The following is a 14,564-nucleotide window of genomic DNA, read 5'->3' on the forward strand; positions in this document are numbered from 1 at the left end:
TAGCGACAATTCAGAGTGTCGGAAAAGGCTCGTCAAGAATTTCCATCACGACATTTTCCGCGTTTATGTCATATCCAATTTTGGCCAAATCTTCCAAAGTGATCCCGCGTTTTACCGCGACCGCGATTTTTCGCAATTCGGCTTTGGTTAAGGCTTTCCCATTTGTTTTTTCGAGCATTTTCGCCCTGTAGACTTTCTCGAAACAGTCGGAATAAGATGAGTTGCGCTCGTCAAAATGCGCGTAAATGAATTTTGGTCCGTTGCCTAAAATCTCGAATTGCTGCGTTCCGACTTCGCGCGCATTCAAAGTGATTTTGAGTTCGTATTTCGCATCGGCCGATTCAAAAACCAAATGTCTGCCGAAGCGACTTTCGTTGCGAAGCACGACAGACGAATCGTTTCGCCAAAGTTCAATCTGCAAGAGTTGCTCGCGCAAATCGTTCCCCAAATGGATCTCGCTTTCGCGGATAACTTTTTTAGCCGTGAAAAACGAAGCGTTCACAACCGAAACGATCAAAATAAAAAGCACGGCGATCGCGACCCAAAAAAAGGTTTTCGGACGCTTTCTGATTGGTTTTATGCTGTCGGATTTCACGGTTTGAAAGTTGTTTTGGAAGCTATCGGTCGTTTAGGATTCGCTGATCTTGCTGAAAATCTGGATTGGGATCAGGTCGAAATCCTCGATTTTCATCGGTTTGACCAAATAGCCTTTCGTGCCCAAATTCTCGCACTTGATCTGATAAGCCGGATTGATCGCGGTCGAATAAAAAAACGTTGGAATGGCTTGCAAGCGCTCGTCCTCGCACATTTTTTCGATAGCCGAAATCCCGTCGAGAACCGGCATGTTGATATCGGTCAGGATCACATCTGGAAGTTCGTCGGATTCTTGCAAAAAATCGAGCATTTCCTGTCCGTTTCTCACAAGATTGACTTTGGAAAAATTCGGATTATTCAAAAAACTTCGCTCGATGATGAACATATCGTCCTCGTCGTCTTCGGCGATAAGTATGCTCAGGTTTTGTGAAATCATTCTACGATAAGGTGCTTCGGAAAATAAAGGCTGAACGAACTTCCCAATCCCAATTCGCTGCTCGCTTCGATCCTGCCGCTGTGGTTGTCCATGATTTTTTTGCAGATCGCCAACCCGATTCCGTTTCCGGAATATTCGTTCTTGTGGTGCAATCGCTTGAAAACCGTGAATATCTGCGAGATGTTTTCGCTTCTCATGCCAATCCCGTTATCTATTATCGTTATCGAAAAGTACGGTTTTGCGAGGTCGGAATCGTCGAGTTCGATCGCAACTTTGGGCGTTTCCTGCTTTCGGTATTTCATCGCGTTCGAGAAAATGTTGGCAAACAGTTGCCGCATTTGTACGTATGAACTTTTTATGGTCGGCAATTGCGGAAAATTGACGGTAAAACTATTTTCGGCTACCGAAACCTCGAGATCTTCCAAAACTTCCTGAACGACGAGATTCAAATCGACCGAATCAGGAGTTGTATGCTCGTTCACGAAAGCGAATTTCACGACGTCGTCCAAAAGCGAATTCAGGCGAAAAGCCGATGCATTTACGATGTTGAGCCAATTGGTTTCCTTTTCGGACAAGCCGCCGTTTCCGTGGTTGTTGAGTTGGGAAATATACGTGAGGATTTTGCGCAGCGGTTCTTTGAGATCGTGCGAAATCACGTGGATGACTTGCTCGAGATTCGAGTTCGTCGTGTAAAGTTCGGCGATATTGTCCTTGAGTTGTTGCTGGTAATTCAACAGTTCGCGTTCCTGGAATTTTTCCTGGGTCAAGTCTGTGATCACGACGCCGATTGCAGGAACCGTAGGATGCAGATCCGTCAAACCGACGTTTACCGAAATAGTTCGCTCCTCGGTTTGCAGCAACGATTCGCGCTTGGCTTGTCCGTCTTTGGATTCGGTGAGCAAATTGTCCAAATCGGATGCATCCTTGAAATAATCGTGCAGGTTCGTTCCCGGAATCTCGGTTTGGTTTTTTCCGACAAGTGCCGCAAAATAACTGTTGGCGTACAGAATCAGTCCGTTTTTGGCGATGCTGAGTGCGCCTTCGGTAAATTTTTCGATCAGGATTCTATAAGTGTAATCGGCACTTTCTATGGCGAAAACCTGTGGTCTTCCTTCTGGATCGGTCACAACCAAAGCATCGACCGCGCCGCTTCTGATGGAATCGACGATAGCTGTACTTTCGGACAGTTTCTCGCGAAGTTCCTCGTTTTCCCGCTCTAACTTCCTTATGATTTCGTCCTTCTCCATCAGCTTTCGATCCCTAGATAATTCAGTACTTTTTGAACGTCAGACAAATCACCTACGATCGTTTTGGATGGCATGGGATGCGTCCGGATCAACGTCGGAATCGCCACGATCTGAAATTCTATGGCTTTTTCGCGCTCGACTCCTACGTCCACGATCTTCAACTCGTAATTTCCCTTGAGGTATTTTTCGCCTATCGCGTGGAAATTCTCTATCGCAGCCACAGATTTCACCGACATTCCCGACACGAAAAGCGCAAACTCTTGCTTGGAAAAATCGTTTTCGTGGTCGATATTGGAATCAGAAACTAAGATAACGGCTTGATGTTTAGTCCTACTAAGACGCGTTCTTCGTTAGACAAATCGCCGATGATCTTGCGGATCGGCTCCGGAAATTTGCGTACCAAAGTTGGCACAGCGACGATCTGGTCACCTTCGGCAAGTTGTGGCGTAATCAGCAAATCGATGATCTCGATGCTGTAAATGCCCGCCAAATGTTCTTCGGCGTATTTTTTTATGTTGCTCAAAGCCTTGATCGACTTCGGCGTTTGTCCGGCGATGTATAACAGCAACTGCCATTCCTTTACCTGCTTTTTCATTTCTTCGATTTGGATTTTTGTTGCTTCTCAGGTTGCGCCGGCGCGGATAAGTTGTCTTCTATAGAGGCGAATTCGCTTCTCAAAGTCGTGATTGCGGCCTCGAGAATCTGTCGTTTGCGTTCGAGTTCGCGCACGTTCTTCTCCTGGGATTTTCTTTGTTCGTCGCTCATAGCTTCTCGCTGCGCACGGTGATTTTGACGCGCCGCTCCGAGCAGCAAGCCTTCCGGCCCGATTTCGACATCGAGCAATTCGATGCCGTTACCGTTGATGACAAACTCGCGGACTTGGTTGGAATGACCCATTCCGCGCGACTTTATGATGTAGATGCCGCGGTTTCTCTCTCCTATTCCTTCCATGTCGCGAACTGTGATCCAAGTATCGACAAGCGATGAAACCGATTCCTCGGCAAGATCAGGTCGCATGTGTTCGGTCGGTTTGCTCAACGAGGTGAAAAGAACCGTGATGTTGCGCAATTTGAGCATGTCGATGAGACGCACGAGCATCGAACGAACTTCGTGTTCGCTTCCGACGCTTATCAAATTACTTATCGGATCGATCACAACGGTCGTCGGTTCAAATTCCTTGATCAACTTTTGGAGCGTCAGCAAATGTAGTTCCAAACCATTTAGCGTCGGTCGTGACGAATGGATTTCAAGCAAGCCTTTCCTGACGTATTTTTCGAGGTCGATTCCGATGGAACTCATATTTCGGATCAACTGTTGTGGCGATTCCTCGAACGCAAAAAACAAAACGCGTTCGCCTTTCGAGCATTGTGCCGCGGCGAAATAAGATGCGATCGTGGTTTTCGCGGTCCCGGCCGTTCCCGATACCAAGGTGTTGCTTCCTTTGTAGAATCCGCCAAGTTCAAACATTTCGTCGAGTCCCGGAACGCCCGTGGAAACGACTTCAGATGAAACGCTGTTGCTGAGTTGCAACGACGTGATCGGCAACACCGAAATCCCGTCTTCGTCTATCAGGAACGGGTATTCGTTCGTGCCGTGAGTCGATCCGCGGTATTTGACGATCCTTAATCGGCGCGTCGAAACCTGTTCGATAACGCGATGGTCGAGAATGATGACGCAATCGGATACGTACTCTTCGAGGCCTTGGCGCGTCAACGTCGCTTCTCCTCTTTCTCCCGTGATGATTGCCGTGACGCCTTTGTTTTTTAGCCAATGGAACAATCTTCTCAATTCGGCGCGCAAGATTGCTTGGTTGCTGAAACCTGAAAACAGCGATTCGAGCGTGTCGAGCACAACTCTTTTCGCCCCGACCGTATCGATCGCGTGACCTAACCTGATGAAAAGTCCGTCAAGGTCGTAATCGCCGGCTTCCTCAATTTCCGAGCGCTCCACGCGAACGTGATCTACGACAAGTTTCTTTTGTTTCTTGAGATCCTCGAGGTCGAAACCCATTGAGCGGACGTTGAGCGACAAGTCGTTGCTTGGTTCTTCAAACGACATGAACACGCCATTTTCGCCGTGTTCCGTAATTCCTTTGATGATAAATTGCATCCCAAATAACGTTTTTCCGCATCCGGCGCCGCCACATACCAATGTAGGACGGCCTTTTGGCAAACCGCCGTTCGTTATCTCATCGAGTCCGTCGATCCCGCTTAACGCCTTTGGAAGCGTCTGGTTTTCTTCTTGCTTTTTGCTTTTTTGAGCCACGTTTTTCTGTAAATGTTCGTCGTAGCAAGGTAATTCTTTTTTTTGCCTTTCAGGCTGAGGATGTTTATCACATTCACATGTAATTTTATATGGGCTTTTTGTTTTTTTTTGAGCTTTTTCCGGCTAACCTGGCACTAGCTTTCTTTAAAAAACCGGTTTTTCTAGAGGTTGCAACGAGCTTCCTGCGGTCGCTGTTTCGAGCCAAGAAAAGTTCGGTTGTTTCTGCGAAAGGCTAGTTGCGTTATCCGGGCTATGGATTGTCGTAAGACGATCCTTTTTTTTAATTTTCCTTTTTTGTGTTTATGGAAATTACCTCGCTCTCGAAGCGTAAAATAAAAAAGCTGCGCTTTTTTTGGCCTTTGCGGCAGCTGCGCTGCCGTATGTTGTAGTTCGTCGCCTTCCGCGGGACTACTTTTGCCTGGCCGCAAAAGTAGCAAAAAGGCCTTGCGGCTCGAACCAAAAACGCGACCTGACAGCCTTGAAATTTGGAAAAGAGGCGGCTTTGATGGATAATCTTTGGTCTTTACGTTGGCGTGAAACAATCATTAGGATCAAAAACCTTAACATTTTCTACAGGAAATCTGTAATCGACTCCCGATTTTTTCCACGAACTTCGGCCAGACCTAACAAATCTTCGAGATTTGTTAGGTCTTAGAAAACTGCGGCTTCCCATGGATTTCGACATTTCGAAGCACGGGTTTTAAAGATAAAACTTCCGGTTGTCTCTGTCGCGAAAAACAGCTATGTCTTTGATGAAAATAATCGGTTGGCTTTGATTGACAATCTTGGTTTTTACGTTTTGTCCTAAGCAACCATTCGGATCAAAAACCTTAACATTTTCTACAGAAAATCTGTAATCGAATCCCGGTTTTTCCCCCGAACTTCGGCCAGACCTAACAAATCTTCGAGATTTGTTAGGTCTTAGAAAAATAAGGCTTCCCACAGATTTTTGACATATTTTTGGACGTTTCGGAGCACGAGTTTTCAACGCCATAAGTTTCCGGCGGCGACGTTATGGAAACGATTTTGGCGATTGAGGAATTTTGGTGTTCGGAGACACATTTTTCCAGAGCGATAGCGGAGGGAAAATGTCAATAAACACTTTCCATTAGTCGCGGCATTAGCGTTTTGGCGGGCACCTGACGTCTTGAAAATTCGCAGAAATGAAAAACTGTGTGAGCGACCCAAAGAGGTTTTCGCACCCAAAAAGGCTCCGCGAGTTTTTTACAATCCATAGCCCGGATGCGGGCAACTAGCCTTTTGCAGAAAAAACCGAATTTTTCTAAGTTTAAAACAGCGACCGCAGGAAGCTCGTTTTAAACCCTAGAAAAACCGGTTTTTACAAAAAAGCTAGTGCCAGTCAGCCGGAAAAAGCTCCAAAAAAAATTAACGCCAGTTCAGTCCCGGAGCAACATGCTCTAAAATAGAAGAAAGCACATGCACATTATACTCCACACCCAAAGTATTCGGAATCGTCAAAAGCAACGTATCAGCTTCCCGAATCGCCTCGTCCTGCGCCAATTGCTTGATAAGTTCATCAGGTTCCGCGGCGTAGCTCTTGCCGAAAATGGCGTTTTTGCCCGGCTCGATCATCCCGATGGAATGGCTGCTCTTGGATTGTCCGAAGTATAGGCGATCCTGGTCGTTCATGATCGCGAAAATCGATCGGCTTACCGAAACCCTTGGCTCGCGAGTGTGTCCGGCTTTTTTCCAGGTTTCCTTATAAAGCCTGATCTGCTCGGCTTGCTGTATGTGGAACGGCTTTCCGTTTTCGTCGTATTTGAGCGTTGAACTCTGTAAATGCATTCCGTTCTCGGCGGCCCAAATTGCCGTGGCGTTCGAGGCCGCGCCCCACCAGATGCGTTCGCGCAGTCCTTGGGAATGCGGTTCCAGACGCAGCAATCCCGGCGGATTCGGGAACATCGGATAAGGATTGGGTTCGGCAAAGCCCACACCATTTAGTTTGTCGAGAAATTCGAGTGCTTTACGGCGTCCCATTTCGGCATCGTCCTCGCCTTGTTTTGGCTCGTGTCCGAAATAGCGCCATCCGTCGATTACTTGTTCGGGCGAACCCCGGCTTATTCCGAGTTGTAATCTTCCTCCTGAAATCAGATCGGCAGCTCCGGCGTCTTCTACCATGTACATCGGGTTTTCGTACCGCATGTCGATCACGCCCGTGCCGATTTCGATTTTCGATGTCTTGGCGCCGATGGCCGACAAAAGTGGAAAGGGCGAGGCGAGTTGTGCCGCGAAATGGTGTACTCTGAAATAGGCGCCGTCCAGGCCGAGTTCTTCGGCTGCTACGGCCAGATCTATCGATTGGAGTAGCGTGTCTGATGCGGTCCGGGCTTTGTAGGCGGGATGATTTGCCCAATGTCCGAACGATAAAAATCCTATGCTTTTCATAGTCTAAAATTACGGCTTTTTTTGGGTGTTTCGGGTAGTGGCTTTCTTTGGGGATAGCTTGGTTTGGTTTTTCGGATATCTTACGAATAAATGTGGATCTGAAGTGACCGACATCGACAAAAACCGATGCCAAAATCTGTTTTATTCGTTACATTCGCCAACCTAAAAACCCAAATTCGCACTTGAAACTATCTTACTTTTTGCTTTTGTTGTTCGTCTCCTGCAGTTCGTCTTCCCAAAAGATGTGCGTGCAGATCAAGGCGCAGTTTGAGAACGATAAGGCTTCTACAGCCGAAAAAGAACTTACGGTGGAACGGTTGCGGCTGCGACTTGAGGGTGCGCACGTCAAAAATGAAGTGACGCTTTCCCAAGATGTGATTACCGTTAAGTTGGCGTGCGATCCGTCCCAATCTTTTCGCAAGGCTTTTCGTTCTGAGGTTTTTGCGATGTATGAGACTTATGATGCGGAAGACGCTTGGCGGTATTTGGATGCGCTCAAGGAGCAAGCTGTTTTGGGTGTGATCGATCGGCAGACAAACGTTTTGGCCTGCATCGGAACTTGTGCTGCAGCGAATAGCAATGGCGTTCTGAACTATCTGAATTCCGAAGAAACAAAGAAAAAACTGCCGAAGGACTTGGCTTTTTATTGTGGAAAACCTGATCCTGACAATTTCTCCGTTTCCATTTATGCCTTGCGGAAAGCCGAAAAACCGCCTGTCGACATAACGATGATCAGGAAGGCCGGCGCTGCCGAATCAATTTATGGAAGCTCCTACAACACCACGCTGGAATTCACCAAAGCGCATGCGAAAACGTTCGCCGATCTCACCGAAAAAAATTCCGGCCGCGCCATTTCGATGCTGCTTGGGGACGAAGTGATCTATTGCCCGATGGTTTCCGGACGCATCGAAGGCGGAAAAGTCGATATCAGCGCGCGGTTTTCAAAAGTCGAGGCTGAAACGCTTGCCATGCGCATCAATTTGAGTCCGCCGCTTCGGATTTTGATTTTTGAGGAGAAGCTGATTGAGTGATAGTTTCAGTGATCTAGGCTTTTTTTGAGGAAATTTCCGCTATCGCCTTGACTTGACGTACACTTAGTGTCTCTACGCTGTGCTGGGATGCGCAAGTTGTTTGCGGAGAGGATGGGATTACCTGCGGTGATCCCTTATGTGGGTGTCCGTCGAGGAAATGCGTTTCTTTTCACGATGCGTATTTTCCTAGCAGAGAGGATGGGATTACCTCCGGTGATCCCTAAGAGGGAATCCGCCAAACAACTTGCGCCGCTGAAAAAGCGGCGTCAATTTTTTATTTCAGAAAAATTGAGAAAAGCGAAAAGCTTTTCCAATTTCTCCAAAACAAAAAATGCGCTTCCCAAAAGGGAAGCGCAAGTTGTTTGCAGAGAGGATGGGATTCGAACCCACGATGCAGTTACCCACATACAAACTTTCCAGGCTTGCTCCTTCAACCACTCGGACACCTCTCTAAATTTGCGGTTGCAAAGAAACACATTTTTTTCGGTTGCGGGAAATTAAAAACTGGATTAGGACATTTCTCCTCGCAAAGAAGTCTCGAAAACGGTTCGGAAAACGCTTGGCGCGACTTTTTCGCCGAGCAGGTACATCAATTTCGTGATTGCCGCTTCGGTTGTGAGGTCTTTTCCCGAGATCACTCCTATTTTCTTGAGTTGCGTGCTGGTTTCATATTGTCCCATGCTCACGCTTCCGCCCGAACATTGAGTCACGTTTACGATGTGAAGTCCTTTCTTTATGGCTTTTTCGAGTGCCGAGACGAACCATTTTTCGGTTGGCGCATTCCCCGATCCGTATGTTTCAAGTACCAGGCCTTTGAGGTTTTGGATGCTAAGGATGGCCGAAAGCACATCGGAACTGATTCCCGGAAACATCTTGAGAACAACCACATCGTCGTTCATTTCGCGGTGAATGACTAGCTTTTTGTTTCCGTTTTTGAGGAAGGCCGATTCGGTATTGATTTTCAGATGCACGCCCGATTCTGCCAGCGGCGGGTAATTCGGGGAAGCAAACGCATTGAAGTGTTCGGCATTGATCTTGGTCGTGCGGTTGCCGCGGTAAAGTTTGTATTCGAAGTACAGGCAGACTTCGGAGATTATCGGCTTGTTCTTGTCCCGCAAAGACGCGATCTGGATGGCCGTGATCAGGTTTTCCTTGGCGTCGGTTCTCAAGTCGCCGATTGGTAGTTGCGATCCTGTGAAAACGACTGGCTTGTCGAGGTGTTCAAGCATAAAACTCAAAGCCGATGCCGAGTAACTCATCGTGTCAGATCCGTGCAGGATCACGAAGCCGTCGCAAGATTCGTAGTGTTTTTCGACGATGTCGACCAATTGGATCCACTTGTCGGGATTCATGTTCGAGGAATCGATCGGTTTTGCGAACGAAATCGTTTCTATCTCGCAGTCGAGCTGTTTTAGCTCTGGGATTTTCTGTAAAAGTTTCGAGAAGTTGAACGCCTTGAGCGCGCCAGTCCTGAAATCCTTGACCATTCCGATCGTTCCGCCGGTGTAAATCAACAGGATTTTGGGTCTAGACGACATCGGCATATTTCAATTTGTTGACCACGGGATTGGCGTACATCGCCAAAAACCCTTCGAAAAGCACCGGATTGTCCTCGTCGATCTTGATCTCAAGACGTCTCTCGAACAATTCCTTTTCCTTTTCGGTATATCTGTCGGAGTAAGTGTCGGTTTTATGCAACAAATCGTAGGCGATAAAATTCGTCGGCCAAAGTTTATAGCCCGAAATGATCGCCTCGTCAAGCGCTTGCGTGAGCGCCTGAACTTGTTTTTGGGAGTTTTCGAATTCGGATTTTATCTGATCGATTTCCCCAGACAAAACATCGCCAACGTGCATGTGGATGCGTTTCTTCTGACCCATGATTCCGGACAAAAGCGTCAGGAAATCCTCGTTTTTCTCCTTGATATATTTTTCATTGTTAGCCTCGGCAAGCAATCGCGGCATTTTCAGGGCGTCGGTCGGATCGTATTCGTAAGAGATCGAGACCGGAACGATCTTGACCTTCTTGAAATAATCCATCAGATTTTCCTCGTTCGAACCCATCGCAAGCATTTTCAGGACGCCTTGTTGCGTCTGGTCGTTTCCGTCTTTGGTTCGGCCTTCACGTTGGGCAATCCACACCGAACGATTTTCGCGGCGAAGCAATCTGGCGATGTATTCGGACATGTTTTTCGAAGCCTGCAAAAGTTCCCTGGGCGGAAGGTTTCGCTGCACCAGAAAGTTTCGGTTCAAACGCGAAAGCACGTGCAGGAATTGCTTTTGCACGAGGTTGTCACCGATGGCCGAAGCCGTCATGACGAGTCCGTGCTCGAATAACGCGCAATTCAATAAAGACGTGTCGAGAATGATGTCGCGGTGGTTCGAAATGAACAGATAAGCCGTGTTTTGCTCGAGTTTTTCGAAGCCCGAAGTCGTGATGCCTTCAGAACTTCTGGTCAAAACCTGCTGGATCGAATGATAGACGAAATTGCATTGAAAATCGCGTATCGAGTGCGTGTGTTCGAATTGGGAAAGCCAGGTTTCGTCGGGTTGATCGGGAAATGTAAAATTCATCAACGCCTTCATCATCGGATGGTTTGCGACCGATTTCAGCGCGGCGTTCACTTCGGCATCGTAAAATGGCCGGATAGCATCGAATTTTGACATTGGCAGTTGTTTAGCTGCAAAAAAACGAAAATTAATCGAGAGTTTTGTTAGCTTTTACTTAAATGCCGTACACCTTTTTTGAATTTTCGGTTGTGATTTTGGCGATTTCAGAAAGCGGTAAATCATAGATTTCAGACAGCTTTTGGGCAATATTCACGATGTAGGCGCTTTCGTTTCGCTTGCCGCGGAATGGCATCGGAGCCAGATAAGGCGAATCGGTTTCAAGCACGATATGCTCAAGCGGAATCTCCGACAGGAATTGGTCTATCTTGCCGTTCTTAAAAGTCGAAACACCGCCGATCCCGAGTTTCATCCCGAGCGAAATCGCGATTTGTGCTTGCTCTTGCGATCCGGTGAAACAGTGGAAAATCCCAAATAGATCATCGGCTGTTTCATCGGATAAAATCTCGAAAATCTCGTCGAAGGATTCGCGTCCATGAATGTTGATTGCAATCTTGTATTTTTTCGCCAGATGGATTTGCCTGCGGAAAGCTTGCTGTTGGATCGCCAAAGTCGTCTTGTCCCAATAAAGGTCGATTCCAATTTCTCCCACGGCGCAGAACTTGCGTTTCGACAATTCGGTCTCGACGAAATCGAGTTCTTTTTCCCAAGTGTCGGGCTTGACGTAAACCGGATGCAATCCAATCATCAAAAACACGTTTCCGGGATACTGTTTCTCCATTTCGTACATCTTTTTGGTGTAAGTCGAATCGATCGAAGGCACGAAGATTCGGGTCACGCCGGCGTTGAAGGCGCGTTGCATCATTTCGTTTCTGTCCTGGGAAAATTCTTCGGAGTAAATGTGGGAATGGGTGTCGGTCAAAATCATTTGGCGAAGGTAAGGCGCGGTGGCAGTTTTTCCAATTCGCGTTTTTGCGAACGACAGCTACAACCAAAATTTAACGAATCCGAAAATTCATTAAGACGATTTTGGCGAATCAATACTCGGGAAACCGCTATTTTTGGTTTTCACTCGACCGCCATGGAAAACCTCGACGCCATTCTTATCAATAGCGATTACCAAAAGATCAAATTCAAGATTTCAAAGACGAACCATTTGCTGATGTCGGCCTCGATAAATGGCGTAAAGGGCGATTTTATCCTCGACACGGGCGCGTCGAACAGTTGCGTAGGTTTTGAGGAAGCCGACCTGTTCAAACTCACCACCGAATTCTCGAAAACAAAAGCCGCCGGTGCGGGCGCGATCGACATGTTCACGAAATCGGCTCACCGCAATCTGCTCAAGATAGGACGTTGGAGCTATGACGATTTCAACCTCGTGGTTTTCGATTTGTCGCACGTGAATATGGCGCTCGAACAGCACAAGGCCAAGCGCGTCCAAGGCATCATCGGTGCCGACGTCTTGATTCACGGAAAGGCGATCATTGACTACGATACGCGGTATTTGTACCTGAAAAAGGCTGCTATCATTTGATTGGCAAATTTTCGGACATTTTTCCTTCAGATAAAGGTTTCCTGACTGTCGGAACACTTCAGATTTGACGTTTTGGAATTCAGAATTTCCACTTTACTTTCGCGACATCCGGTTCTTCCGAAGATCTGATGATCCGAAAATCAATACCTCCATAAAATGCAAAATCTTTCAATTAAAAAATCGATCTGGAAAGCCTTGAGCTTGGTGCTGACTTCTTCGGCACTTGTCGCGATGGGCGTTTTCATCCTTCTCGAAAACAGTTCGAGATCTTTTGTCGGATGGATCAATGTGATTTTCTTCAGCCTGAGTTGGCTCGTCGGAATGTACCAATTGTTCGACAGACGTCCGCAATTGATCGCCGACGAAAACGGATTTTTCGACCGAATGGTGCTAACAGAACCCATTTCGTGGTCGGCTGTGGAAAGCATCCGAATGAAACAGACCGGATTCATCATCGGAAAACAAATTTTCGCAGAAGTCGTACTCAAGCCATTCTCGGGAGAAAACATCGGACGCAAAATCAAAAAACGCCTGTTCACGAAAGCTCCACAAACTTCGAAACCTTATGTCGTAAACGTAACACTGTCGCCGCTCGAGGGGAAACCGAGGCAAACGCTCGAAGCACTTCGGACGCTAAAAAACCTATCGGATATCGGTACTTCAAACGATATGGACTGAGATTTCCATCCGAATAATTTCGCTGATTTTGTCTTAATCTAACAATCAAACAGCTGAAAATCAAACCAAATCCCGAATAATTCAATTTCGGGATTTTTTTTGTGACAGAATCTGAAGGAAATTCAGTAATCTTGGCATCCATTTTGCAAAAAACGCCAAACATAACCAATACCACTATTTTATGAAAGTGAGAATTACCTCTGCTTTTTTACTGCTTTTTGTTCTCGTTGCCAGCGCACAAAATCGCGGTCATTTGACAATTTTTTCTGAAGACGGCGACAAGTTTACGCTAATCCTTAACGGGGAACGCATCAACGAAGTCCCGCAAACCAACCTTCGCGTCGAAGATTTGCCACAACCTTATTACAGCTGCAAAATCCTTTTCGAGGACAAGACCAAAAAGGAAATTTCTACGAACAACCTTGGCCTGACCGATGTCGACGATCATTTTATGGACGTGACGTACAAGATTCGCCGCGACAAGAAAAATCCGGAGAAAATGAAGATGAATTTTTTCAGCATGGCCGAAATCGAACCTGATTTCACGCCTCCGCCAAGCCTTTATGTAATGCACTACGGACAACCACAACCACGCGTTTCACAAACCGTCACCCAAACCACGACGGTAACGAACGGACAACCGGCTGGCGGCATCTCGATGAACGCAAACATGCCGGGAATGAACGTGAACATTTCGATCCAAGATCCCGAAATGAGCATGAGCCAAAGCACAAGCACGACGACTACGACAACCGTTTCGGGCAGCGACGACAGACGTCCACGACCAAGCCGCGGCTGTTTCGAAGGTTATCCGATGTCACCGCGTCAACTAAGCGATATGATCGCAAGTCTTCGCAAACAAAAATTCGAGGACACGCGTATCAAGACCGCCAAACAGATGATTGCCAACAATTGCATGAGTTCGGCTCAGGTTGCGCAAATGTGCCAGGAATTCACCTTCGAAGCGAACCGTCTTGATTTGGCCAAATTCGCCTTCGGATTCTGCGTCGATCCAAACAACTACTATAAAGTGAACGATGTTTTTACTTACAGTTCAAGTACTGATGAGTTGACGGAGTTTGTTTCCAGACGTTGATGTTTTTCCTTTACGATTCAAATCCTGCTTTTTAAGTGGGATTTTTTTTTTAGCTTTTTCCGGCTAATCTCTTTTAGCCGCAAAATCTTTCTATCATACAAATTCCTTTGTAACGGAAGCTTTTTACTCTCAAGCCGCATAGAACGAGCTTCGCTCGTTTGGGGTTTTCGCCGGCTGCGCCGTCGCTTGCTTTGAATTTCTTTCGTCGCCTTCCGCGGGACTACTTTTGCCTGGCCGCAAAAGTAGCAAAAAGGCCTTGCGGCTGAACCAAAAACGCGACCTGACAGCCTTGAAATTTGGAAAAGAGGCGAACAATGCACTGTACCGTTGACGCCTCTTTTTTCCCAAATTTCAAGACGTCAGGTGCCCGCGGTTTGTGCTTAGGCCGCGTACTAATTGGAAGTGTCTATTTGCTTTTTAGCTTGCTTCGCTGCGCTAAAAACGGCTCCGTGGCGAAAAACAGGTGTGTCTTTGACGGAAACAATCGGTTGGCATTGATCGAGAATCTCAGGTTTTTACGTTTTGCCCTAAACAACCATTCTGTTCAAAAACCTTAACATTTTCTACAGAAAATCTGTTAATTGAATCCCGGATTTTTCCCCGAACTTCGGCCAGACCTAACAAATCTCCGAGATTTGTTAGGTCTTAGGAAAATACGGCTTCCCAAGGGTTTCGAGTGGCTTTTTAGACGTTTAAGAGCACGGGTTTTAGA

14 protein-coding genes and 1 tRNA gene are annotated in these 14,564 nt (G+C 46.9%); 4 read left to right on the top strand and 11 right to left on the bottom strand.

Annotated elements, in window-relative coordinates; translation table 11 throughout:
* Window positions 1-10 precede the first annotated feature (10 nt).
* The 7 genes from EOO49_RS18160 to EOO49_RS18190 form a co-directional block, all read right to left on the bottom strand.
* Window positions 11-595, bottom strand: coding sequence for a hypothetical protein (locus EOO49_RS18160; protein WP_290848314.1), 585 nt, complete (start codon window positions 593-595; stop codon window positions 11-13).
* Between the two features lie 33 nt (window positions 596-628).
* Window positions 629-1,030: a response regulator gene (locus EOO49_RS18165; RefSeq protein ID WP_290848316.1), complete on the bottom strand. Its 402-nt coding sequence runs from the start codon at window positions 1,028-1,030 to the stop codon at window positions 629-631.
* On the bottom strand, window positions 1,027-2,277 hold the full coding sequence (locus EOO49_RS18170; protein ID WP_290848318.1) for an ATP-binding protein: 1,251 nt from the start codon (window positions 2,275-2,277) through the stop codon (window positions 1,027-1,029). Before EOO49_RS18170 ends, EOO49_RS18165 begins: the two co-directional genes overlap by 4 nt.
* Window positions 2,277-2,522, bottom strand: coding sequence for a circadian clock KaiB family protein (locus tag EOO49_RS18175; RefSeq protein WP_290848320.1), 246 nt, complete (start codon window positions 2,520-2,522; stop codon window positions 2,277-2,279). The genes EOO49_RS18170 and EOO49_RS18175 overlap by 1 nt, the downstream gene beginning before the upstream one ends.
* Window positions 2,523-2,581: 59 nt before the next feature.
* A complete protein-coding gene (locus tag EOO49_RS18180; RefSeq protein ID WP_290848322.1) occupies window positions 2,582-2,872 on the bottom strand; it encodes a circadian clock KaiB family protein in 291 nt (96 codons plus the stop codon).
* Window positions 2,869-4,542 carry a circadian clock protein KaiC gene (gene kaiC / locus EOO49_RS18185; RefSeq protein ID WP_290848324.1) on the bottom strand — a complete coding sequence of 558 codons (1,674 nt, stop codon included), beginning with the start codon at window positions 4,540-4,542 and terminating at the stop codon, window positions 2,869-2,871. The genes EOO49_RS18180 and kaiC overlap by 4 nt, the downstream gene beginning before the upstream one ends.
* A 1,386-nt stretch (window positions 4,543-5,928) precedes the next feature.
* Window positions 5,929-6,948: an LLM class flavin-dependent oxidoreductase gene (locus tag EOO49_RS18190; RefSeq protein ID WP_290848326.1), complete on the bottom strand. Its 1,020-nt coding sequence runs from the start codon at window positions 6,946-6,948 to the stop codon at window positions 5,929-5,931.
* A 182-nt stretch (window positions 6,949-7,130) separates the two neighbouring features.
* Here EOO49_RS18190 and EOO49_RS18195 point away from each other — a divergent pair, with 182 nt between their 5' ends.
* Window positions 7,131-7,979: a hypothetical protein gene (locus EOO49_RS18195; protein WP_290848328.1), complete on the top strand. Its 849-nt coding sequence runs from the start codon at window positions 7,131-7,133 to the stop codon at window positions 7,977-7,979.
* Window positions 7,980-8,344: 365 nt separating this feature from the next.
* On the opposite strand, the gene EOO49_RS18200 is transcribed toward EOO49_RS18195, so the two are convergent.
* The 4 genes from EOO49_RS18200 to EOO49_RS18215 form a co-directional block, all read right to left on the bottom strand.
* Window positions 8,345-8,431, bottom strand: a tRNA-Ser gene (locus tag EOO49_RS18200).
* Window positions 8,432-8,488: 57 nt separating this feature from the next.
* A complete protein-coding gene (locus EOO49_RS18205; protein ID WP_290848330.1) occupies window positions 8,489-9,517 on the bottom strand; it encodes an asparaginase in 1,029 nt (342 codons plus the stop codon).
* On the bottom strand, window positions 9,507-10,643 hold the full coding sequence (locus EOO49_RS18210) for a 1-acyl-sn-glycerol-3-phosphate acyltransferase (RefSeq protein ID WP_290848332.1): 1,137 nt from the start codon (window positions 10,641-10,643) through the stop codon (window positions 9,507-9,509). Before EOO49_RS18210 ends, EOO49_RS18205 begins: the two co-directional genes overlap by 11 nt.
* 58 nt (window positions 10,644-10,701) lie before the next feature.
* Window positions 10,702-11,472 carry a TatD family hydrolase gene (locus EOO49_RS18215; RefSeq protein WP_290848334.1) on the bottom strand — a complete coding sequence of 257 codons (771 nt, stop codon included), beginning with the start codon at window positions 11,470-11,472 and terminating at the stop codon, window positions 10,702-10,704.
* A gap of 153 nt (window positions 11,473-11,625) precedes the next feature.
* Here EOO49_RS18215 and EOO49_RS18220 point away from each other — a divergent pair, with 153 nt between their 5' ends.
* The 3 genes from EOO49_RS18220 to EOO49_RS18230 all read left to right on the top strand — a co-directional run bounded on the left by EOO49_RS18220 (window position 11,626) and on the right by EOO49_RS18230 (window position 13,852).
* Window positions 11,626-12,078: a retropepsin-like aspartic protease gene (locus EOO49_RS18220; RefSeq protein ID WP_290848336.1), complete on the top strand. Its 453-nt coding sequence runs from the start codon at window positions 11,626-11,628 to the stop codon at window positions 12,076-12,078.
* A gap of 156 nt (window positions 12,079-12,234) precedes the next feature.
* Complete coding sequence (locus EOO49_RS18225) at window positions 12,235-12,756, top strand: STM3941 family protein (RefSeq protein WP_290848338.1); 522 nt, start codon at window positions 12,235-12,237, stop codon at window positions 12,754-12,756.
* Window positions 12,757-13,009: 253 nt separating this feature from the next.
* Window positions 13,010-13,852, top strand: coding sequence for a DUF4476 domain-containing protein (locus EOO49_RS18230; protein WP_290848340.1), 843 nt, complete (start codon window positions 13,010-13,012; stop codon window positions 13,850-13,852).
* Window positions 13,853-14,564: the final 712 nt, after the last annotated feature.

Source organism: Flavobacterium sp. (assembly GCF_004295795.1).
In the GTDB taxonomy this organism is placed as follows: Bacteria; Bacteroidota; Bacteroidia; order Flavobacteriales; family Flavobacteriaceae; genus Flavobacterium.

Coding starts and splice junctions, on each gene's coding strand:
- EOO49_RS18165 (WP_290848316.1), bottom strand. CDS start 1,030: ATGATTTCACAAAACCTGAGCATACTTATCGCCGAAGACGACGAGGAC.
- EOO49_RS18170 (WP_290848318.1), bottom strand. CDS start 2,277: ATGGAGAAGGACGAAATCATAAGGAAGTTAGAGCGGGAAAACGAGGAA.
- EOO49_RS18180 (WP_290848322.1), bottom strand. CDS start 2,872: ATGAAAAAGCAGGTAAAGGAATGGCAGTTGCTGTTATACATCGCCGGA.
- EOO49_RS18190 (WP_290848326.1), bottom strand. CDS start 6,948: ATGAAAAGCATAGGATTTTTATCGTTCGGACATTGGGCAAATCATCCC.
- EOO49_RS18205 (WP_290848330.1), bottom strand. CDS start 9,517: ATGTCGTCTAGACCCAAAATCCTGTTGATTTACACCGGCGGAACGATC.
- EOO49_RS18210 (WP_290848332.1), bottom strand. CDS start 10,643: ATGTCAAAATTCGATGCTATCCGGCCATTTTACGATGCCGAAGTGAAC.
- EOO49_RS18215 (WP_290848334.1), bottom strand. CDS start 11,472: ATGATTTTGACCGACACCCATTCCCACATTTACTCCGAAGAATTTTCC.
- EOO49_RS18220 (WP_290848336.1), top strand. CDS start 11,626: ATGGAAAACCTCGACGCCATTCTTATCAATAGCGATTACCAAAAGATC.
- EOO49_RS18225 (WP_290848338.1), top strand. CDS start 12,235: ATGCAAAATCTTTCAATTAAAAAATCGATCTGGAAAGCCTTGAGCTTG.